This window comes from Zobellella sp. DQSA1, assembly GCF_041950555.1.
GTDB lineage: Bacteria > Pseudomonadota > Gammaproteobacteria > Enterobacterales > Aeromonadaceae > Oceanimonas.
Window position 1 is genome coordinate 1,825,384 of the sequence record NZ_CP169531.1, and the last position, 21,409, is coordinate 1,846,792.

The window sequence follows — 21,409 nt, forward strand, 5'->3', positions numbered from 1 at the left end:
AGCTTGAAGCCATAAGCTGGAAGCTGGGAGAAAACACCGGTGCCCGACCGGCCATGTTTTTATATCTCAGCTTCTAGCTTCCAGCTCCCTTTCCAAGAGTTTCATCATGCGTTTTAGCCCCCTGTTGGATGAACTGATCAAAAGCCTGCAAGTGTTGCCCGGAGTCGGCCCCAAGTCGGCCCAGCGGATGGCGTTTGCGTTGCTGGAGCGTCAGCGCGCCGGTGGCCGCCGGCTTGCCCATGTGCTGGATCAGGCGCTGGAGCATATCGGCCACTGCCGTCAGTGCCGTACCTTTACCGAGGAAGAAATATGCCCCCTCTGTGCCAATCCCAAACGGGCCATCAGCGGTCAGTTGTGCATAGTGGAAAGCCCGGCCGACGTGGTGGCCATCGAGCAGACCGGCCAGTACCAGGGCCGTTACTTCGTGCTGATGGGGCATCTGTCGCCCCTTGACGGAGTGGGGCCGGAAGAGCTGGGGCTGGACAAGCTGGCCGACTGGCTGGCCGCCGAGCATTTTGAGGAGCTGATCCTGGCCACCAATCCCACCGTGGAAGGGGAGGCGACCGCCTACTTTATTGCCGATATCGCGCGTGGTCATGGAGTTCGGGTCAGTCGCATCGCCCATGGGGTGCCCATCGGCGGCGAGCTCGAACTGGTGGACGGCAACACCCTCAGCCATTCGCTGATGGGGCGCAAGGCCTTCGCCAATTAAAGCGGGGCGGTAGACGCGATTTCAATCGCGTGGCGGACTGTGCCGGTTCCATGTGGTTGGCGGGAGTGCGCGGTGGAAGCCGCGCCTACGGCTGCAGCCCGACGCCTATCATCCCGGATAAAACGTCAGGTTGACGATACGCACCAGTACGCCCACAAACAGCAGTATGCCGCCGTAGCGCAGCCACTGATATTCGCTTAAGGTCAGATCTTTTGCCCGGTTGAAGACGATTTTCGGCAGGGCCAGCCAGTCCTTCTTGCGGCCGCCATAGCGCAGGGTGCCCACCAGTACCAGCCCCACCCCGGCCAGCAACAACAACACTTCGATGATTTTCAGCCAGTACATCGCGCCTCTTCCCGGCGCCGCGCGGCGCCCTCTTGTTAATAATATGTTGCACCTAGTGTAGCCGGGTCCGGCGGGGCCCGGCCATTAGCCAAAGGTCGCAGGCTCAGCAGGCCATGTCCCGGTACAGGGGTACCCTGGCGAGGCGGGAGACTTCGTCCAGGTAGGCATCGAGGGTTGGACCGAAGCTCAGCCCCTTGACCATGGTCAGGTTGCGCAGGGTGGGGAAGAGGTGAATATCATCCCAGCCAAGGCGAACATCTGCGCGCTTCGAGGGCGGCACCAGCCAGTCCAGCTCGGCCAGGGCCTGTCCGGCCTTGGCGATATAGGCCGGGCTGTCTTCCAGCGCGTCCTCGAAGGAGCGCTCCAGCAGGGCGCTCTTGTTGCGGGTGAAGTAGTCGATGGCCTCGGCCCTGGCGAATTCCGGCAGCGGCAGGCGCACGTTGCGCGGAAACAGCAGGCCCCAGACGGTCTGCTGGTGCTGCTCCAGCCACTCGCATATCCGCTCCCCATGGGCGGCCGGGGCCAGGCGGTGTCGGCTCTGCTCCATCAGCAGGGTAACGATATCGGCACTCTCGGCCATGAAGCTGCCATCCGCCTTTTCCAGTATGGGCACGGCGTTGTAGCCCACCATCCGCTCCCGGGCGGCCACGTCGTGGTTGTCGAGGTAAACGTAATCCACGGCCAGCTCGCCGTATCCCGCGGCCATCATGGCCTTGACGCAGAAGGGGCAATGGTCGAACAGGTAGAGCTTCATTCTGTCTCCTTAAATCACCAGGCTGTAGAGGGCGACGGGGCTGAGCCGCGCCAGAGTCTGGGCGGCGGTGTCGTGCTGGCGGATCCCGGCTTCGGCCTCCACCATCACCGCCTGGCGGATTTGCGCCGGGGTGGCCCCCTGCAGCAGTAGCTGGCTCAGAGCCAGCTGCATGGGGCTCAGGCTCGGGTTGAAGGCGGCGTTTTCCAGGTAGCGGCCGCGGCAGATGCGGCCGTCGTCCAGCAGTAGCGCCACACCGGCCCGGTTCTGGCTGTAGGGGGCATAGCTGGCGTTGGCCTCTTCCATCGCCGCCAGGATCAGCGGGTCTTCGGTATCGAAGGCGAGGGTACCGGCGGGCGCGGTGAGCATGCCGCCGTCAACGCCCAGGTCTGCCGGGCCGAAGGCGTGGGGCAGCAGTTCGGCCAGGCTCTGGCGCACTTCGGGCAGCACTATGGCCAGGCTGCTCTGGTTCAGCTCGTTCATAAACTGGCGGCAGTGGCCGCAGGGGCTGGCGGTAACCACCACCTTGTCGATGGCGGTTTCCCCCCAGAGGGCGGCATGACCGATGGCGGACTGCTCGGCGTGCAGGGAGTGGTTGAGCGGCAGGCCGTCCACTTCCAGGTTGGCACCCAGGTACCAGTGCCCGGAACCGGCTACCGCCAGGGCACCGACCCGGAATCCGGACACCGTTGGCTGCGCCTTTCGCTGGGCCAGCGGCAGCAGGGCCAGGGCCAGGGCGTCTTGCTCCAGGCCAGTGGCTTGTTGCAGGGCGGCGATCTGCGCCGGGCCGAAGCGGCAGTGGGTATCGAGTTGTAGTTGTTGCAGTGCCTTGTCGAGGGGTTGGGCCATCACAGCCTCCTTAGTTGGACTCAGGACATGAACCAAAGGTACAGATGAAACAGCGGCGGAGCCAGCACGGCGGTGGCGATGCCGCACACCACCATGGCCAGGGAGGAAAAGGCGCCTTGCACGGCGCCCACCTCGGCGGCGGCGCCGGTGCCGATGGCATGGGCTCCGGCACCGATGGCCAGGCCCTGGGCTTCCGGATGATGGATGCCCGCCAGCCGCATCAGCGGAAACCCCACTATGGCGCCCATCATGCCGACGATGATCACCAGGCCGGCGGCGATGGCCGGGATGCCGCCCATGGCCTGGCTCACGCTCATGGCCAGGGGAGTGGTGATGGACTTGGTGACGATGGAAGCCAGCAGCGCCGGTTCGGCGTGGATCAGGGCGCCGATCAGCAGGGTCGTGCCCACCGAGATCAGCACCGACAGGCTGCAGCACAGCAGTATGGGCCACCACTGGCGGCGAATTTTGGCCGCCTGCTGATAGAGGGGCAGGGCAAAGGCCACCACCGCCAGTTCCAGCAACAGGCCGAGCGGCCGGGTGCCGGCCTGGTAGTCGGCGGGATCCTGGCCGGTGAGCAGCAGCAGGCCGATGATGACGAGCGCCGGCAGCAGAATGGGATTAACCAGGGGGCTTTTCACCCGGCGCGCCAGTTTCTTGACCAGCAGGTAGAGCAGCGCAGTGAGCGGTATGGCGAGCCAGAGCATCATGACTGCATCCTCTGATAGAGCCGGCCTACCACCAGCAGGATCAGCACCAGACCGCTCAGGGCCGAGCCGATGATTAGCCCCAGGCCCTGGCTCAGCACGTCCGCATAGCCGAGCAGGCCGGCCGCCACCGGAATGAACAGCAGCGCCATATGGCGCAGGATCAACTGGCCGCCGTCGTGCACCCAGGCCAGCGGGATAAGCTGGGTACTTAGCAGGAAAAACAGCAGGAACAGGCCGAGGATGCTGCCCGGGAAGGCAAAGGGCAGCAGGGCGGCGATGCCCTTGCCCACCAGCAGGCAGGCCAGGATCACCGCAAAGTCGCGTATCAGTTTCATGGCATGACTCTTACAGGGATTGCACGTAACGGGCCACCGCCTGCAGCAGGGCCAGCTTGCGTTCATCATCCTGATGTTCGATCACCAATTGTTCCAGTCGGTGCATATAGGGTTCGGCCTGGCCGGCCAGCAGCTCCTGGCAGTGCAGCCGCCAGCGCTGCCATTCCTGTTCATCCAGGGTATGGGGATAGTTGCGGGCCCGGTAACGGAACAGCAACTCGGGCAGGCGGGCATCGTTGAACTGCAGCGGCAGGGTGGCCAGCGCCTCGGGGCTGCTGCTGCGCACCATGGCCATGGCGGCCTTGTCGGCGTCATTGAAGAAGCCGCCCTGGTACAGGGCCGCATCCACATTGGTCACCGGGGGAAACTCCCGCTCCTGCTGGTACAGCTCCACCACCTTGGCGCGGATTTCCGGGTGGTGGCGCAGCAGATCCAGGCTCTGGCGGCAGCGGGCGCGATCGATACCGAGCGCGTCGGCCCGCTGCTCGGTCAGGGCCGCCGCCTTGGCCAGTACCGGGCACTTGTTGATGTGCACCAGCTTCACCGGCACCGGCGCCAGTTCCCCCAGCGCTTCCCGTCGGGTATAGAGCCGCTCGCGCAGCTGTTCCACATCCAGCTCCAGCAGGGGGCTCAGGTCCATCGCCAGGTTGACGCAAATCACCGCGTTGGCGTTGTCCGGGTGCCAGGCCAGGGGCGCAATCCAGCTGGCACAGCCCTGCCAGGCCGAGAACATGCCGGACACATGCACCAGGGGCGTGTTGCCGATCACATCGATCAGCGCCTTCACCTTGTGCTTGTTGCGCAGCTCGAACAGGTAGTCGAACAGCTTGGGTTGCGCCTTGCGCAAGAGCCGGGCCAGGGCAATGGTGGCACGCACGTCGGCCAGGGCGTCGTGGGCGTTGCCGTGCTCGATGCCGTTGGTCGCGGTCAGGCGCTCCAGCTTGAAGCTCGGCTTGCCGTCTTCGTCTTCCGGCCAGTGGATACCGTCCGGACGCAGGGCGTAGAAGGCGCGCACCACGTCCAGCAGATCCCAGCGGGAATTGCCCTGCTGCCAGCTGTAGGCGTAAGGGTCGTAGAAATTGCGATACAGGGTATGGCGGGTGACTTCATCGTCGAAACGGATATTGTTGTAGCCGAGGATACAGGTGCCGGGCGTGCTGAACTCGCCGTGGATGCGGGCGATAAAGTCGGCCTCGCACAGCCCTTCCTGCTGGGCCTTCTGCGGGGTGATGCCGGTGATCAGCGTCGCTTCGGGCGAAGGCAGGTAGTCACTTGGCAACCGGCAGTAGAACATCACCGGCTCACCAATTTCGTTCAGCTCGGCATCGGTACGAATGCCGGCAAACTGCACCGGCCTGTCCAGGGCCGGGCTGATCCCGGCTGTTTCGTAGTCATGAAAGAAAAATGTGGGCTGTGCCTGTTCGTTCATAGTGGTTCTGATGCATCTGCCTTGACGGATGGTGACATTATGCGTGAGCGGAGCGGTGAACCCAAGCCAAGATGGGGCGGAAACCGGGGGATAACACTGTTACTGCCGGTGTTTTAACCGGTGGGGAAACGGACACCAGCAAAAAGGCCGGAAATAATCCGGCCTCGGTAGGGAGTTACTCGGCAGTGTCTTCTACCGGCTCGTAGTCTTCGTCGCCGCTGCCTGATGCCATGGGAGTACACAGGCGGTGTACGCGCTTGGGACCGATGACCTTCAGGTACTTCAGCCAGACTTTGGCATGGCGGCTTTCCGGGGCTGCCCCTTGTTGAACCTGCTCGATAAAACGTTGCTCTTCATCGGTGGCCGGTGCCCGCTGTCCGGTGTACAACCCCAGCATGGCATGGCCGCATTGCTCAAGCAATTGGGCTTCCGCCACCGTAAACTCGCCACAACGACGCAACCCGCGAGGGAAGTGGGCGAAGTCCTGAAAAGGCTTGGGTGACTCAAAGCTCATATTCACTCTCACTCTAAGTGGCTCTATAGATCGCGGAAAGTATGGCACTGCATGCCGGGACGCAAAATCAATTTTTTTCACGTGTCATGAAAAGTCTTTGCATGGATGTTTTTTGGCATGCCCATGGCCGAATTTTACGCCAGGAAATGCGGAAAAAAGAGGCTGCCTGGCCTGTGGAACGGCTCTTGCGCGGTGCTGGACATACTCGGAAGATGGCGGGCTATCGTGAACTTTGGCGGCAATATCCTGTTATTCACCGATTTTAAACGACAATCACGGCGTCGATGTTGTGCTTTCGCAGGCATTTCTCGGCCGTGTCCGGATTGTCAACCCATGGGCTGGGCGGCACCGCTGTGCCGCCTGCTTGGGGATCAAATCAGTTCCACTTCTTCAGCCTGTGGTCCTTTTTTTCCCTGGGTGACTACAAAGCTGACCGGCTGGCCCTCTTTGAGGGTTTTAAAGCCATCACCCTGTATGGAGGAGAAGTGAACGAACAGATCCGCTCCCGAAGTGCGGGAGATGAATCCAAAGCCTTTTTCCTCGTTGAACCATTTTACGGTCCCTGTTTCTTTGGTGCTCATAGTGTATTTCCGTGTTGGTCTGACAGCGCGGCGATAACAGCATCACCACTGCATTCATAGTAGCAGCTGCCGCCGGCGCGGGCCCGGAGCGGCCATTAATTTTCTGCCACAGGGCGGGGCGGCCGGGTGGGGAAAGCCGCATCAGTAGGGGTTTTCATTGCGTGCTTGCGCGCATTTTTGATAAGAATAAAACGCTAAAATGCATGCTGTTCAAATTAATTTAATGGTGATCGACTTGCAATTTATCAGTGATTTGTTAGGTTAATAAGGGTTTTTTGCTTCGCCTACTAACTAAAACTGATTAGGCCTATAAATGATGGATATGGACACGGATACTACTGTTGGCCTGCAACTACTGTTGCGCCACCCCAAGTCTACCGACGGTTATGAGGTGAATCGCCTGATCGCCCGCTGTAAACCGCTGGACACCAACTCTACCTACTGCAATCTGTTGCAATGTCTGCATTTTGCCGACACCTGCATGCTGGCCGAAGACGAAGAAGACGGCTCGTTGCTGGGGTTTATCTCTGCCTACCGCAAGCCCACAGATCCAGGCACTCTCTTTGTGTGGCAGGTAGCCATAGATAAACGCGCCCGCGGCGAGGGCCTGGCCCGCACCCTGCTCGAGACCATACTGGGCTCTGCCGCCTGTAACGGCGTCACCCATGTCGAGACCACCATCACCGCCGACAACGCCCCTTCCTGGGCGCTGTTCGAGAGCCTGGCCCGCAGCCGGGGCAAGGGACAGGGAGTGCGTCACGTGCTCTTCGATCAACACCGCCACTTTAACGGCAACAGCAACAGCGAAATCCTCTACCGCATCGCCCTCGGCTGATCCGCTCGGCCACCCGTTCGCGTTATTTTCGATGTTTAGATTTGAACTCAGGACTTTAAGGAGTCGATATGAGTATTTTTGATGTAATGGAATCCAGTGTACAAACCTACGCCCGCTCTTTTCCGGTGGTCTTCAATCAAGCCCGGGGTGTGTGGTTGCACGACCAAGGCGGCAAGCGCTACCTGGACTTCCTGGCCGGCGCCGGCACCCTGAACTATGGCCATAACCATCCTGCCCTGAAAGCGGCACTGATTGAGTATATCCAGGCCGACGGCATTGCCCACGGCCTGGATATGCACACCTCCGCCAAGGCGGCCTTCCTGACCGCATTGCAGGACATCATCCTCAAGCCGCGCGGCATGGGGCACGTGGCCCAGTTTACCGGCCCCACCGGCACCAACGCGGTGGAAGCGGCGATGAAGCTGGCGCGCAAGGTGACCGGCCGTGACAATATTGTGGCCTTCACCAACGGTTTCCATGGCGTCAGCCTGGGTGCCCTGGCCGCTACCGGCAACCAGCATCACCGTGGCGGTGCCGGCACCGTGCTGGCCAACGTGAGCCGCCTGCCGTATGACGGCTACCCCGGCGCCGGCGAAGACAGCCTGCTGCTGTTCGAAACCATGCTGAACGACAATTCCAGTGGCCTGGACAAGCCGGCCGCGGTGCTGTTCGAGGTGGTGCAGGGCGAGGGCGGTCTGAATGTTGCCTCTATCGAATGGCTGCAGCGCCTGGAGAAAATCTGCCGCCGGCACGACATCCTGATGATTGTCGACGATATCCAGGCCGGCTGTGGCCGTACCGGCACCTTCTTCAGCTTCGAGCCCGCCGGCATCAAACCGGACATCATTACCCTGTCCAAATCGCTGAGTGGCATGGGCCTGCCCTTTGCGCTGGTGCTGATGCGCCCCGAACTGGACCAGTGGGAGCCGGGCGAGCATAACGGTACCTTCCGCGGCAACAACCATGCCTTTGTTACCGCCCGCAAGGCACTGGAAATCTTCTGGCAGGACGACGCCTTCGCCCTCGAGGTGAAGGCCAAGGGCGAACTGCTGACCCGCCGCCTGCAGGCCATGGTAGACAAGCACCCGCAGCTGTTCGAGAAGGTGAAAGGCCGGGGCATGATGCAGGGCATTGCCTGCCGTAGCGGCGACATTGCCGATGTGATCACCTCCAAGGCGTTCGAACTCGGCCTGGTTATCGAAACCGCCGGACCCAATGATGAAGTGGTCAAGTGCCTGTGTCCGCTCGTCATTACCGAAGCCGAGCTGACCCAGGGGCTGGACTGGCTGGAGCAGGCCGTCAACGAGACCGCCGGCGAGCGCCTGAGCAAGGCGTCCTGAACTTCCGGCTCGCCATCAGACGTTTAATTCCTGCCAAGGCAGATGATTCAGAATAGAAAGGAAACAGCATGATCGTACGTACTCTTGCCGAATGTGAACAAAGCGAGCGTCGGGTAAAATCCGAGACCGGCACCTGGGAAAGCACCCGGATGCTGCTGAAAAGCGACAACATGGGCTTTTCGTTCCATATCACGACCATTTATGCCGATACCGAAACCCATATCCATTACCAGAACCACCTGGAGTCGGTGTACTGCATGAGCGGTAACGGCGAGATCGAAACCTTGGCCGACGGCAAGGTCTATCCCATCGAGCCCGGCACCCTGTATATCCTTGATAAGCACGACGAGCACCTGCTGCGCGGCGGCAGTGAAGACATGAAGCTGGCTTGCGTGTTCAACCCGCCGCTCACCGGCAAGGAAGTGCACGACGCCGATGGCGTCTATCCGCTGGAAGCAGAAACCGCCGGCAACTGAGGCTGAATGGGGGCTCCGGCCCCCGATACGGACATTTTCACTGGGCAGGGGTCATCCCCAGGCCCACTGAAAATGTGCGTCCTGCAGCTACCATCGTCATATAAAAGAACAAACGGGAGTCATTGTGGTACACACAGTTGAAAAAATCGGCGGCACCTCCATGAGCCAGTACCGGGCGGTGCGCGACAATATCGTGTTACACAAGCGCAAGGCCGGTGAGTTCTATCAGCGTATGCTGGTGGTGTCGGCCTTTGGCGGCATCACCGACGGCTTGCTGGAGTGCAAGCGCACCGGCGCGCCGGGCGTGTACGCCACCTACGCGGATGCCGAGGACGACAGCGCCTGGGAGCAGGCACTGGATAACGTCAATCAGCACATGTTGCACATCAACGAACAGATGTTTGCCAACACCCCGGAGCGGATGCTGGCGGACTCTTTCCTCAACGAGCGTATCGCCGGCATTCGCGACTGTCTGCATCACCTGCGCCAGGTGTGTGCCTTCGGCCAGTTCCAGCTGGCTGAGCAGTTGCAGACCATCCGCGAATTGCTGGCGGCCATGGGCGAGGCCCACAGCGCCCACAACATGGTGCTCTACCTGCGCCAGAGCGGCGTCAATGCGGTATTGATGGATCTGACCGGCTGGCGCACCGACGAGGCGCTGCCGCTGGACGAGGTGCTCCGCCAGGCGCTGGACCGGGTGGATTTGTCCAGCCAGCTGCCGGTGGTCACCGGTTATGCCCATTGCAAGGAAGGGCTGATGAGCAGCTTCGACCGGGGCTATAGTGAAATGACCTTCAGCCGGCTGGCGGTGCTCAGCGGCGCGCGCGAGGCCATCATCCACAAGGAATATCACCTGAGCAGCGCCGATCCGCGCCTGGCGGGGGAGGATCAGGTCATTCCCATCGGCCGCACCAACTACGACGTGACCGACCAACTGTCCAACCTCGGTATGGAGGCCATTCACCCCCAGGCCGCCAAGGGACTGCGCCAGCAGGATATTCCGCTGCGGGTGCGCAACACCTTCGAACCGGATCACGAAGGCACCCTGATCACCACCGACTACCGCAGCCCCTCGCCCTGCGTGGAGATGGTGGCCGGCCGTCGCAACCTGTTTGCGGTGGAGCTGTTCGACCAGGACATGGTCGGCCGGGTGTCCCACTATGCCGAGGGTTTTACCGACGAGCTGGACAAGATGCAGCTCAACCTGGTGGCCAAGGACATGAACGCCAACACCCTGACCTATTATGTGGCCGGCAACCGCAAGCAGGTGCGCCGCCTGGTCGGTTCGCTGCAGCGCCGCTTCGAGAACGCCGATGTCAACACCCACAAGGTGTCGCTGGTGTCGGCGGTGGGCAGCGACATGAGCATTCCCGGCCTGCTGGCCCGCTCGGTGGGGGCCCTGAACAGGGCGGACGTGCCGGTACGCGCCGTGCACCAGTCGCTGCGGGCGGTGGAAATGCAGTTTATCGTGGATGACGAATACTACGAGCAGGCGGTGGTTTCGCTGCACGACGAACTGGTGCAGACCCACGCCGACACCGTGGCCCTGGCCGTAGCCTGATAGGGTCAGCACTGTTTTTTAGTCGTAGTCACCTCCGCGAAAGCGGTGGTCCATGGCATAGTGCACTGGACTCCCGCCTTCGCCGGAGTGACCACCGATTACTCCGGTGCTTTGTCACGATCCGGCTCTCACGCATGGCATGAGAGCCGGAGCATACTCTTCCGGCTTCCGGCTTCCGGCTTCCGGCTTCCGGCTTCCGGCTTCCGGCTTCCCCCCATCCTCGGTTTTTGGCACACTTGCCCTTTGTTTCTTTATTTACCCGGACTTCTTCAATGGCAAAGCGAGCCTGTGCCCTGCACATACTGGTCAAAACCGAAGCCGAGTGCCTGGCGCTCAAGCAACAACTGGACAAGGGCGCCGACTTCGGCAAGCTGGCCAAGAAACACTCCATCTGCCCGTCCGGCAAGCGCGGCGGCGACTTGGGCGAATTCAACAAGGGCGACATGGTCGGGCCTTTCGACAAGGCGGTGTTCGGCGGCCCCGAGCTCAAGGTGCAGGGACCGGTTAAAACCCGTTTCGGCTATCATCTGATCAAGGTGCTGTATCGTAGCTGACCGCCTGCTCCTTTCCCCAACGGATATCGCACATGTACCTTGAACATATTCAAATCCGCAATTTTATGGGCCTCAACCAGATGTCACTGCACCTGGATCAGAGCACGGCCCTGATGGGGGAAAACTCTTGGGGAAAAACCAGCCTGTTCCGGGCCCTGTGGCGGCTGCTGGGGCAGGGGGCCGGCTGCTACCAGTTCGTGGAAGACGACTTCTACCGCACCGAGCAGAACGCCACCGCCGACGAACTGCAGATAGTGCTCAGCTACCGCGAGCACCGGCCCGGCATCAGCGAGCATTCCGCTCGCCTGGCCCGGCTCGAACCGGTGTGGGTCAGGCACAAGGACAGCTTTCACCGGGTGCATTACCGCGCCCGGGCCAGGCGAACCGCGCAGGGTGTGGTGAGCGAGCATGATTTTATCGACGCCGCCGGCATCCCCATTGAGCTGGACAATGCCGCCCAGCTGGCGCATTACCTGATTGAAATGAACCCGGTGTTTCGCCTGCGCGACTCCCGTGGTGCACCGGAAGACCTGCCCATCGTCAACCTGAACGGCGACTACGAGCAATTGCTGACCCGCCTGAGCGAGCAACTGGCGGAAGAAGAAGAGCTGAGCCAGCAAGACATCAAGGCCGGGCTGGATGCGGTGCGCCAGCTGTTCGAACACTACTTTACCCCCCAGGGCGCCACCAGCCGGGCACCCCGCCGGGCCAAGGACATCGCCGTGCACCCGGTGACCCTGAGCCAGTTGGGCAAGCTCAACGACTGGCAGCCGATGGGCGAGGAAAGCGGGCTGTCGCTGGCGCTCTCGTCCGTGGCCCGCACCATACTGCAGGCGCGGGGAGGCCGTCCCATCGAGGTCGGTTCCCGCCCGCTGCTGCTGATAGAGGATCCGGAAAGCCGGTTGCATCCCACCATGCTGGCGGTTACCTGGGGAATTTTGGAGCGGTTTCCGGGGCAGAAGCTGGTGACCACCAATTCCGGCGATTTGCTCTCCGCCTTTCCGCTCAACCACCTGCGCCGGCTGGTGCGGGTGGAGCATGAAACCCGCAGTTTCCAGATTGGCAACGAAAAATACAGTGGGGAGGACATGCGCCGCATCGCCTTCCATGTGCGCATCAACCGGCCCATGTCGCTGTTTGCCCGCTACTGGCTGCTGGTGGAAGGCGAAACCGAGATCTGGCTGCTGTCTGAACTGGCGCGGATCTGCGGTTACGTGCTGCCCGCCGAGGGCATTCGTATCATCGAGTTCGCCCAGTGCGGCCACAGCCCGCTGATCAAGGTGGCGCGCGACTTCGGTATCGGCTGGCACCTGCTGACCGACGGTGACGAGGCCGGGCAGAAGTATGCCCAGGGTGTGCGCAGCATGCTGCGCGGCGAACGGGAAGTGGATCACCTGACGGTACTGCCTCGTTCCGATATCGAGCATTATCTGTTTTATAACGGCCTGGAGCCGGTTTTTCGGCAAGAGGCGCAAATTCACGACAAACATACCCCGGCCACGCGCATCATCGAACGGGCCCTGAGCCGACGCAGCAAGCCGGGCATGGCGCTGGCGGTGGTGGAGTCCATCGAATTGCAGGGCCCGCAGCTGGTGCCGGCGGAATTACGGCGGATGTTTGCCCGCATAGTCGCGATTGCCCGCCGACAACGGTAAACTAGCGCGGTTTTAATCGAAGGAGAGAACACTGATGACTGAACTGTTGCCGGCGCGGCTGTTTGCGCCTCTGGCACTGACCGCCATCGCGGCGCTGGGCCTGCTGCTCTGGATATTGCGCAACGGGGATCTGTGCCCGGGCCAGCGGCGGCGGATCAGTGACGGCATGCTGTCGACCTGGGCGGTATTCGGCCTGGCGCTGATGCTGGGGGTGGAAGCCGGTGCTCCCCGGCCCCTGTTGTGGCTGGGCGGCCTGGCACTGGTCGCGGGGCTGGGCACCGTGCTGTATCAGGCCAGGCTCCAGGGCAAGCGCAGCCTGGGGCTGAGTTGGCACTATCCGGCCCTGGGCCTGGCCGTATTGTATGGCCTCTGGTTGGGTTGGCTGATGGGACCGGTGTGGGCGCTGCTGGCCGCCGGTACCGGCGGTTGTGTCTTTGCCCACCTGATCATGGTACGCGCCAGGCACCGGTTGCAGGCCTTCAACATCCTGCTGCCGTTGGCGGGCTCGGTATTCGGCATCTTGTGGTTGCTGGCCCTGCTGGTGCGGGCCATCGGCATTGACGAGCAGCAACTGCAGCCGCTGGTTATGCCCTTCGTACAAGTGAGCGGTGCCGTGCTGTTCGGTGCCCTGGTGTGGTTCGCCCCGCTGCTGCGAAAAGAGCAGACAAAACCGCCGGTGATTGCGGTTGCCGCCTTGCTGATGATCGGAGCATTGACCCTTGGTCAGGGCATTATCTGGCATATTTCCGGTAACATTGGTTAAACATAAAAAATTTGCGGTAACTCACAAATTTTTCTCGTTGTACTTGCCATTTAGCCCCACCTAGAATGCGCGCCTCAAAATCCGGAGGCGCCATGCACTTAATCCCCCTGTACACCCATTTGATCCTGCTGACCCTGGGCAACGCCTTTCTGGTGACCCTGGTTGCCGTGTACCTGAATGATCTGGGGGCGCCGGCGGCACAAATCGGCCTGGTGGGCTCGGCGTTTTACCTCGGCATGCTGGGTGCCAGCTTTTTTGCCGACAAGCTGATCCAGCGCCTGGGCCACGTACGCGCCCTGATCCTCTGCAGCATGACCCTGGCCCTGGCGGCGATGGCCCTCACCTGGACCAGCCTGCTACCCCTGTGGCTGGCGCTGCGCATGGTGGCGGGCATGGCGGCGGCGGTGAGCTTCGTGGCGGTGGAAAGCTGGGTACTGGGGGTAGCGCCGCTGCATCGTCGCTCCAGCGCCATGGCCCGTTACATGCTTATCTATTACTTCAGCTACGGCATCAGCCAGCTGTTTATCGACTGGATCCCCGCCGCCGGCCACGGCGGTTTCTGGCTGGCCACCGGCCTGTGTGGCCTGGCCATGCTACCCCTGTTGTGGGCGAGGCGCCCGGATCTGAGCGCCGAAGCCGGTGCCAATGCCAACAGCGGCAAGCCGCCCAGGGTCGACCGGGCCCTGGGATTGGCGGGCTGCCTGGTGGCCGGCATGCTGTTGGGCGCCCTCTATGCGCTGATGCCCATCCAGTTGCAGCAACTGGCCCGGGGCGATGAAATCGGCCTCTACATGGCCTGGCTCATTCTCTGCGGCATGGCCTTCCAGTTGCCCAACGGCAGCCTGGCCGATCGCCTGGGCAAGCGCACCATGATGGCGGCGCAGACCCTGATGATAGGCGCCGGCTGCCTGCTGCTGTGGGAGTTCAGCGGCGACAGCGTGCTGATCCTGGCCTTTGCGTTGCTGGGGGCGGGGGTGTTCACCTTGTATCCCACCACCATGTCCTACGCCTGCGGAAAGATGCACGGCCGGGCGCTGGTGAAGATGACCCAGAAGCTGATGTTCACCTACAGCATCGGCTCGCTCACCGGGCCCATGATAGCGGGCATGATGCTGGAAAAATTCCAGACCGGCCTTTTCCTCTTTATCATCCTGCTGGTGGCGGGCTGGGCCCTGTGGCTGCTGCTGGTGCGCCTGGTGCTGGACAAGCCCCTGGGCGACGCCGCCTGAGAGGGGCGTCGGTGCAATATGTCATGAACGTCTGCCCTTAATAAGATCGTAGGTGCGATTGCAATCGCATTGCCGGCAAGGATTCCGCGGTGACGGCCCTGAATCATTCATCCCGCCCGGCGGATCGGCTATAGTTGCTCTTCATTTCAAGCAACACAGGTATGCCGATGCGCTATATGTCTACTTTGTCCCGTTGTATGTTGGCCGGTATGCTGATTGCCGCACCGCTTTCCCTGGTGCAGGCCAGCCCCGTGGTCAATCTGGAAACCACCATGAAAAACATGGGGCTGGCCTACAAGCAGGCGCACCGGGCCGAGGATATCGACAGCCTGCTGCCTCGCCTGGCGGAGTTGGCGGAACTGGCCGAAACCGCAAAGCAGGCGCAGTTTCCGGCGGATAAGGCAGACGTCTATCGGCAGGGCCTGCGCGAAGTGCTGGTTGCCATCAACGCTGCCGAACAGGCGGCCCTGGCCAACGATCATGCCCTGGCCCGGCAGCGGCTGCAGCAGGTGGATGAGCTGCGCAAGCAATATCACAAGGAACGCCGGGTCAGTTGGTGGCGTATCCTGTTTGGCGGTGCCTGATCATGCCATGGCTTCTTCTTCCGCAACGGGGGGAGGTCATGGCATCGGGATTCAAGCCGGTTCCGTCAGTTCCTGACGCCTTCCTTTGTGTGTTTTTTCCTTATTAATCATCACGGGGTACACTGCCGGTAGCGGCCGGCACCGTCAGCGAATGAAACCAGCCGCGAAAACCGCTGGTCTATACTCTCAGCAACCCAAAAACAATAATAAATACCTTTATGTTCAACAGGGGGAACTGATGAAACTGAAAGCACTATCTATCATCACCGTGGCGGGGGCGCTCAGCCTGGCGGGCTGTGCCAATCCCGATGTCTATTCCGGCGATGTATACAGCGGCAGAACCGCCAAACAGGCGCAGACCGTGACCTACGGCACCGTGGTATCGGCGCGTCCGGTGACCATCCAGGCTGGTGAAGAAAACCCCAACCTGATCGGTACCGTGGGCGGTGGCGTGGTCGGCGGTGTGCTGGGTAGCCAGGTGGGCGGCGGCACTGGTCGTTCACTGGCCACCGCGGCCGGCGCCATTGCCGGTGCCATGGTGGGGTCCCGGGTCGAGGACAAAGTCAGCCAGGTCAACGCGGTGGAACTGGAGATCCGTACCGACGGCGGCGAACACCTGGTGGTGGTACAAAAGGCCGATCGTACCTGGCAAGCGGGCCAGCGGGTACGGATGATCGGCTCCGGCAGCAACATGAGCGTGGCCCCGATGTAGGGTTAAGCTGGAAAAACTAAAAAGGCGCCTCGAAAGGCGCCTTTTTTATTAACAGGAAATATTGTTATTTCTTAATGCTTTACAGTCCTGTCTTCCCGGGCTCAGTTATAATTGTGCCAAGGAAGGTGCAGAAACGGCGATTAAGGCCGCACAGACTGTAAAAATGACGGTTACAACTAACTCTTTCATTTTTTACCTTCCTCAACAGTGGTCTGTAAACACAATATACGGCCATACTGTTGCCTTTTCAATCGGTATTTTGCAATTTTTTTGGATATTTCTTGCTGTACGTCTTCTAGCGTCTGTTTTTGGCAGTTTGTCTCCCCATTTCTGGCGGGAAAGGGTGGGTTGAGGGGGCTTTTAATGACAGTTTTTTTATATTTAAATTTAATTAAAACAGTGAGTTAAATGTTTTTGTGGGGTTGTGGAGCGCTTTGGCTGGAGTGGGGTGGTGTATCCTGCTGGTGTCGCGTTATCTCTAACGCAATCGCCCTTTCTGGTCAAATCTTGTCCAGCCTACTAGGCTTGGTGATGATAAAAATACCAATAATGAGCGGGAGAGAGCGAAATGAAGCATACGGATATGCTGTTGCCACTGTTTACGCGGCTCTACCACTGCCATACGGGTGTTGATGGCTATTGCCCCATCTTCGACGACCTCTGCCAGGCGATGGATCTGGAAGGCATCACCCTGGTGCTGGCACCTCCTGAGGTCAACTGGCAACATCACCGGCAGTGCCGCTGCTTCGACGGCGGCACCGGTTACCGACCACTGAGTGAACTGCAACCCTTGCTCCATCACTGCCAAACCCGGCTGAGGGGCCGCTACTGGTTCCGCTCCCTTTATGCTCCCAGCAGCCACTGCCGCGGCGCTTTGGTCGTGACCCTTAAAGGACAGTATGGCCAGCTGGCATCCCAACTGCAGTGGCTGGCCTTGCAACTGCAGCAGTGGCAACAGCATTTCTGGCAACTGAACCGGCTGCGATCCCTCAGCCGCTGCCTGGAAAGATGGCTCAACCTGTCGGACCGGCCACAGCTGATCATTGATGAAAACGGCCAGGTGCTGCTTGGTAATCAGAGTGCCCAGGCCCTGTTGCGGCTGGGGGACACCATCATGCGGGATGATGGCGGCCAACTGCTGATGCGTGGCGACGGGGGTGGTGTCATCCGCTTCGGGGAGGTGCTGCTCTCCCTGGTCGACAGCGCCCAGCAGGTGATAAAAATGCCCTGCGCTTTTCAGGCCGTTCATCTGCTCCGGCTGCCGGATAGCCGCTATTGGCTGGTGATGATCAAGGATCCCGGCCTGCCGGCCCGGATTGATATCAAGAGCCTGGCCTGCCTGTTTTCCCTGAGCCGGGCCGAAACCGAGCATCTCCGGCTGCTGGCCCGGGGGTGCGACAACAGGCAGATAGCCGAAGAGCGCCATGTCAGCTTGGAAACCGTAAAAACCACCCAACGCTCCATTTATCATAAAACCGGCTGCCATCGTCATGGGGAACTGCTGTTGTTGCTGCAGGCGATGAGCTGACGGCTCCATTCCCGCCCCGCTTTCTGCTAGACTGCGCGCCAGTTTTAACATGAGCGAATGGGGTTGGGTTTGGCGCAGTCGGTTGAACAATTGCAGGCAAGGCTGAAAGAGTGCCGGGGCGCGCAGCGGGGGCGGTTTCGTCGCCGGTTGCAGGGGCTGGAAAAACTGCCCGAGGCCAAGCGGCAGCCGCTGTTGGAGCGCATCGCCCTGGAAGTGGCGACTTCCATGGCCGAGCGCGACCGCAGGCTGGAATTACTGCAAAGCCCCATCCACTATCCGCCGCAACTGCCGGTAAGCGAAAAGCGCGAGACCATCAAGGACGCCATTCGCGACCACCAGGTGGTGATCATCGCCGGCGAAACCGGCTCGGGCAAAACCACCCAGATCCCCAAGATGTGCCTGGAACTGGGCCTTGGCATAGAAGGCACCATCGGTCATACCCAGCCCCGGCGGCTGGCGGCCCGCAGCGTGGCCAGCCGGCTGGCGCAAGAGCTGGAATGCGAGCTGGGTGAGCGGGTCGGCTACAAGGTGCGCTTCAACGACCAGGTAAGCAATGAGACCCAGGTAAAGCTGATGACCGACGGTATCCTGCTGGCCGAAATCCAGCAGGACCGCATGCTGCGCCAGTACGATACCATCATCATCGACGAGGCCCACGAACGCAGCCTCAATATCGACTTTATCCTGGGCTACCTCAAGCAACTGCTGCCCAGGCGGCCCGATCTCAAGCTTATCATCACCTCGGCCACCATCGATCCGGAGCGGTTTTCCAACCACTTCGAGGGCGCGCCCATTATTTCGGTGTCCGGCCGCACCTACCCGGTAGAGCTGCGCTACCGCCCCTTGGTGGAGGATGACACCGAGCGCGACCAGTTGCAGGGCATTTTCGATGCGGTGACCGAGCTCACCCGGGAAGGCCCGGGCGACATCCTCATCTTTATGAACGGCGAGCGGGAAATTCGCGACACCGCCGACGCGCTGAACAAGCTCGAATTGCGTCACACCGAGATAGTGCCGCTCTACTCGCGGTTGTCGAACGCCGAGCAGAATCGCATTTTCGAATCCCACAGGGGGCGGCGCATCGTGCTGGCCACCAACGTGGCGGAAACCTCGCTCACCGTGCCCGGCATACGCTACGTGATCGATCCGGGCACGGCGCGCATCAGCCGCTATTCCTACCGTACCAAGGTGCAGCGGCTGCCCATCGAGCCCGTATCCCAGGCCAGCGCCAACCAGCGCATGGGCCGCTGCGGCCGGGTGGAGGCGGGCATCTGCATCCGCCTCTACGGCGAAGACGACTTTTTAAACCGGCCGGAATTTACCGATCCGGAGATACTGCGCACCAACCTGGCCTCGGTCATTTTGCAGATGCTCTCCCTGGGGCTGGGCGATATTTCCGCCTTCCCCTTTGTGGAGGCGCCGGACAACAAGAACATCTCGGACGGCATCCGCCTGCTGGAAGAGCTGGGCGCGGTCACCGGCCACCAGGGCGAGCTCAAGCTCACCCAACTGGGCCAGGATTTGTCCCGCCTGCCGGTGGACCCGCGGCTGGCGCGCATGGTGCTGGCGGCGCGGGATTACGGCTGCGTGACCGAGGTGATGGTGATCACCGCCGCGCTCAGCATCCAGGATCCGCGCGAGCGCCCGCTCGACAAGCAGCAGGCCGCCGCCGAAATGCACCGCCGTTTCGCCGACAGCGATTCCGACTTTGTCGCCTACCTGAACCTGTGGAACTACCTCAAGGAGCAGCAAAAGGCGCTCAGCGGTAACCAGTTCCGCAAACAGTGCATCAAGGAATTTCTCAACTACCTGCGGGTGCGCGAGTGGCAGGACATCTACAGCCAACTGCGGCTGGTGGTGCGCGAGCTGGGCTTTGCCCTCAACAGCGAGCCCGCCGACTACAACAGCCTGCACCGGGCGCTGCTCACCGGCATGCTGAGCCAGGTGGGCATGCGCGACGGTGACAAGAAGGACATCCTGGGCGCGCGTAACGCCCGCTTCGTGCTGGTGCCGGGTTCGGCCCTGGCCAAGAAGCCGCCGCGCTGGCTGATGGTGGCCGAGCTGACCGAAACCCAGCGCCTGTACGGCCGCATCGCCGCCAAGGTGGACCAGCCCTGGCTGGAGGAGGCGGGGGCGCACCTGCTCAAGTCCAGCTACAGCGAGCCGCACTGGTCCAAGAAGCAGGGCGCGGTGATGGGCTATGTGAGCCAGACCCTGTTCGGCCTGCCGGTGGTGGTGCGCCGGCGGGTGAACTATTCCGAAGTGGACCCCAAACTGTGCCGCGAGCTGTTTATCCGCCAGGCGCTGGTGGAAGGGGAACTGGCCACCCGCCACGAGTTCTTCCATCATAACCGGGCCCTGCTGGAGCAGGCCGAGACCCTGGAGCACAAGTCCCGCCGCCGGGATCTGGTGATCGACGACGAAACCCTGTTCCGCTTTTACGACGAACGGCTGCCGGCGGACATCGTTTCCATCCGCCATTTCGACAAGTGGTGGCAGAAGGCGCGCAAGGACAATCCCGAGCGGCTGCACTTTACCGAAGAGATGCTGCTGAACGAGCGGGCCGGGGCGGTGACCACCCGTGACTACCCGGATGCCTGGCAGTACGATGGCCTGAACCTGCCGCTGGAGTACCAGTTTGAGCCGGGCAAGGACGAAGACGGGGTGACGGTGCGCATTCCGCTGCCGCTGCTCAACCAGGTGGCGGCCGAGCCCTTCGAGTGGCAGGTGCCGGGCCTGCGCCGGGAGCTGCTGATTGCGCTGATAAAATCCCTGCCCAAGCCGATGCGCAAGCACTTTGTGCCGGCGCCCAACTTCGCCGAGGCGCTGCTGGCGGCCATGACCCCCTTCGAGGGCCGGCTGCTCGACCAGATGGAAAAGCACCTGCGCCGCATGACCGGGGTGACGGTGCCGCGCGAGGACTGGGACTGGAGCGCGCTGGCGCCGCATCTCATCATGCGCTTTGCGGTGCTGGACGCGGACGGCAAGGCATTGGCCGCCGGCCGGGATCTGGAGCGGATAAAGCTCGCCCTGCAGGGCCAGGTGCAGACCGCCCTGACCCAGGCGGTGGACGACGATCGCTTCGAGCAGGAGGGGCTGACCGAGTTCCCGGCCCGCACCATACCGCAGACCTTTGCCGCCAAGCGTGCCGGCTTCGAGGTGAAGGCCTACCCGGCGCTTTGCGATCAGGGCGACAGCGTGGCGCTGCAGCTGTGCGAGGACGAAACCAGCCAGGCCCGCACCATGTGGGACGGCCAGTGCAAGCTGCTGCAGCTGCAACTGCCGTCGCCCATCAAGTACCTGCAGGACAAGCTGCCCAACAAGGCCAAACTCGGCCTTTATTTCAACCCCTACGGCAAGGTGCTGGATCTGGTGGACGACTGCATTCGCGCCGGCGTTCACCAGTTGATGCGCCAGTACGGGGCGCCGGCCTGGACGCCGGAGGCATTCGCTGCGCTCAAGGACAAGGTGGCCGGTGAGCTCAACCCTACGGTGGCGGCCATCGCCCTGCAGGTGGAAGAGGTGCTGAGCCGGGCCCAGGCCATCAAGAAACGGTTGAAGGGCAAGATCGATCTCGCCATGGCCATGGCGATGTCGGACATCCAGGCCCAGCTGGACGGCCTGATTTTCCGCGGTTTCGTTACCGACACCGGCGCCGAGCGGCTGAAAGATCTGAGCCGCTACCTGGAGGCCCTGAGCCGGCGGCTGGACAAACTGGGCATAGACCCGCACCGGGACCGGGCCCACCTGCTGAAGATCCAGAATGTGCAAAGTGCCTACCAGGCGCTGCTGAACAAGCAGCCCAAGGGCAAGCCCCTGGCCCCCGAGGTAAAGGAGGTGCGCTGGATGATAGAGGAGCTGCGCGTGTCCTACTTCGCCCAGACCCTGGGCACCCCCTACCCGGTGTCGGACAAGCGCGTACTGCAGCAAATAGAAGCGTTGTAGG

22 protein-coding genes are annotated in these 21,409 nt (G+C 61.7%); 14 read left to right on the forward strand and 8 right to left on the reverse strand.

The genetic code is table 11. The features are described 5' to 3' along the window. Positions 1-106: 106 nt before the first annotated feature. A complete protein-coding gene (recR, locus tag ACEVBK_RS08705; RefSeq protein WP_375058206.1) occupies positions 107-712 on the forward strand; it encodes a recombination mediator RecR in 606 nt (201 codons plus the stop codon). Positions 713-820: 108 nt separating this feature from the next. Here the strand turns inward: recR and ACEVBK_RS08710 are convergent, their stop codons facing one another. The 7 genes from ACEVBK_RS08710 to maoP all read right to left on the reverse strand — a co-directional run bounded on the left by ACEVBK_RS08710 (position 821) and on the right by maoP (position 5,645). Further along, positions 821-1,057: a hypothetical protein gene (locus ACEVBK_RS08710; RefSeq protein WP_375058207.1), complete on the reverse strand. Its 237-nt coding sequence runs from the start codon at positions 1,055-1,057 to the stop codon at positions 821-823. A gap of 103 nt (positions 1,058-1,160) precedes the next feature. Next, on the reverse strand, positions 1,161-1,811 hold the full coding sequence (gene grxB, locus ACEVBK_RS08715; protein WP_375058208.1) for a glutaredoxin 2: 651 nt from the start codon (positions 1,809-1,811) through the stop codon (positions 1,161-1,163). Between the two features lie 9 nt (positions 1,812-1,820). After that, positions 1,821-2,657, reverse strand: a complete 837-nt coding sequence (cdd, locus tag ACEVBK_RS08720) for a cytidine deaminase (RefSeq protein ID WP_375058209.1) — start codon at positions 2,655-2,657, stop codon at positions 1,821-1,823. Between the two features lie 20 nt (positions 2,658-2,677). Continuing rightward, a complete protein-coding gene (locus ACEVBK_RS08725) occupies positions 2,678-3,367 on the reverse strand; it encodes an LrgB family protein (RefSeq protein ID WP_375058210.1) in 690 nt (229 codons plus the stop codon). Next, the gene (locus ACEVBK_RS08730; protein WP_375058211.1) at positions 3,364-3,702 is read right to left on the reverse strand and encodes a CidA/LrgA family protein; all 339 of its coding nucleotides are present in this window, start codon (positions 3,700-3,702) and stop codon (positions 3,364-3,366) included. Before ACEVBK_RS08730 ends, ACEVBK_RS08725 begins: the two co-directional genes overlap by 4 nt. A gap of 10 nt (positions 3,703-3,712) precedes the next feature. Beyond that, on the reverse strand, positions 3,713-5,131 hold the full coding sequence (gene sbcB, locus ACEVBK_RS08735; RefSeq protein ID WP_375058212.1) for an exodeoxyribonuclease I: 1,419 nt from the start codon (positions 5,129-5,131) through the stop codon (positions 3,713-3,715). Positions 5,132-5,306: 175 nt separating this feature from the next. After that, the gene (gene maoP, locus ACEVBK_RS08740; RefSeq protein WP_375058213.1) at positions 5,307-5,645 is read right to left on the reverse strand and encodes a DUF413 domain-containing protein; all 339 of its coding nucleotides are present in this window, start codon (positions 5,643-5,645) and stop codon (positions 5,307-5,309) included. A 41-nt stretch (positions 5,646-5,686) separates the two neighbouring features. On the opposite strand from maoP, the gene ACEVBK_RS08745 reads away from it, so the two are divergent. Continuing rightward, entirely contained in the window at positions 5,687-5,911 is a 225-nt protein-coding gene (locus ACEVBK_RS08745) for a hypothetical protein (protein WP_375058214.1), read from the forward strand. Between the two features lie 105 nt (positions 5,912-6,016). On the opposite strand, the gene ACEVBK_RS08750 is transcribed toward ACEVBK_RS08745, so the two are convergent. Continuing rightward, the gene (locus ACEVBK_RS08750) at positions 6,017-6,226 is read right to left on the reverse strand and encodes a cold-shock protein (protein WP_375058216.1); all 210 of its coding nucleotides are present in this window, start codon (positions 6,224-6,226) and stop codon (positions 6,017-6,019) included. A gap of 313 nt (positions 6,227-6,539) precedes the next feature. Here ACEVBK_RS08750 and ectA point away from each other — a divergent pair, with 313 nt between their 5' ends. The 12 genes from ectA (at position 6,540) to hrpA (ending at position 21,408) form a co-directional block, all read left to right on the forward strand. Continuing rightward, positions 6,540-7,061, forward strand: a complete 522-nt coding sequence (gene ectA / locus ACEVBK_RS08755) for a diaminobutyrate acetyltransferase (protein WP_375058217.1) — start codon at positions 6,540-6,542, stop codon at positions 7,059-7,061. A 68-nt stretch (positions 7,062-7,129) separates the two neighbouring features. Beyond that, complete coding sequence (gene ectB, locus ACEVBK_RS08760) at positions 7,130-8,401, forward strand: diaminobutyrate--2-oxoglutarate transaminase (protein ID WP_375058218.1); 1,272 nt, start codon at positions 7,130-7,132, stop codon at positions 8,399-8,401. 68 nt (positions 8,402-8,469) lie between these two features. After that, complete coding sequence (locus tag ACEVBK_RS08765) at positions 8,470-8,877, forward strand: ectoine synthase (protein WP_375058219.1); 408 nt, start codon at positions 8,470-8,472, stop codon at positions 8,875-8,877. 124 nt (positions 8,878-9,001) lie between these two features. Beyond that, positions 9,002-10,438: an aspartate kinase gene (locus ACEVBK_RS08770; RefSeq protein WP_375058220.1), complete on the forward strand. Its 1,437-nt coding sequence runs from the start codon at positions 9,002-9,004 to the stop codon at positions 10,436-10,438. Between the two features lie 272 nt (positions 10,439-10,710). Then, positions 10,711-10,992 (forward strand): peptidylprolyl isomerase PpiC, encoded by a 282-nt coding sequence (gene ppiC / locus ACEVBK_RS08775; protein WP_202088705.1) that lies wholly within the window; start codon positions 10,711-10,713, stop codon positions 10,990-10,992. 32 nt (positions 10,993-11,024) lie between these two features. After that, a complete protein-coding gene (locus tag ACEVBK_RS08780; protein WP_375058221.1) occupies positions 11,025-12,647 on the forward strand; it encodes a DUF2813 domain-containing protein in 1,623 nt (540 codons plus the stop codon). A 34-nt stretch (positions 12,648-12,681) separates the two neighbouring features. Beyond that, positions 12,682-13,410: a hypothetical protein gene (locus ACEVBK_RS08785; RefSeq protein WP_375058222.1), complete on the forward strand. Its 729-nt coding sequence runs from the start codon at positions 12,682-12,684 to the stop codon at positions 13,408-13,410. A 92-nt stretch (positions 13,411-13,502) separates the two neighbouring features. Then, positions 13,503-14,639 (forward strand): MFS transporter, encoded by a 1,137-nt coding sequence (locus ACEVBK_RS08790; protein ID WP_375058223.1) that lies wholly within the window; start codon positions 13,503-13,505, stop codon positions 14,637-14,639. A gap of 209 nt (positions 14,640-14,848) precedes the next feature. After that, positions 14,849-15,223: a cytochrome b562 gene (locus ACEVBK_RS08795; RefSeq protein WP_375058224.1), complete on the forward strand. Its 375-nt coding sequence runs from the start codon at positions 14,849-14,851 to the stop codon at positions 15,221-15,223. Between the two features lie 238 nt (positions 15,224-15,461). Next, complete coding sequence (locus ACEVBK_RS08800; RefSeq protein WP_375058225.1) at positions 15,462-15,935, forward strand: glycine zipper 2TM domain-containing protein; 474 nt, start codon at positions 15,462-15,464, stop codon at positions 15,933-15,935. A gap of 568 nt (positions 15,936-16,503) precedes the next feature. After that, positions 16,504-17,463 carry a helix-turn-helix transcriptional regulator gene (locus tag ACEVBK_RS08805; RefSeq protein ID WP_375058226.1) on the forward strand — a complete coding sequence of 320 codons (960 nt, stop codon included), beginning with the start codon at positions 16,504-16,506 and terminating at the stop codon, positions 17,461-17,463. Positions 17,464-17,532: 69 nt separating this feature from the next. Next, on the forward strand, positions 17,533-21,408 hold the full coding sequence (hrpA, locus tag ACEVBK_RS08810) for an ATP-dependent RNA helicase HrpA (RefSeq protein ID WP_375058534.1): 3,876 nt from the start codon (positions 17,533-17,535) through the stop codon (positions 21,406-21,408). Position 21,409: the final 1 nt, after the last annotated feature.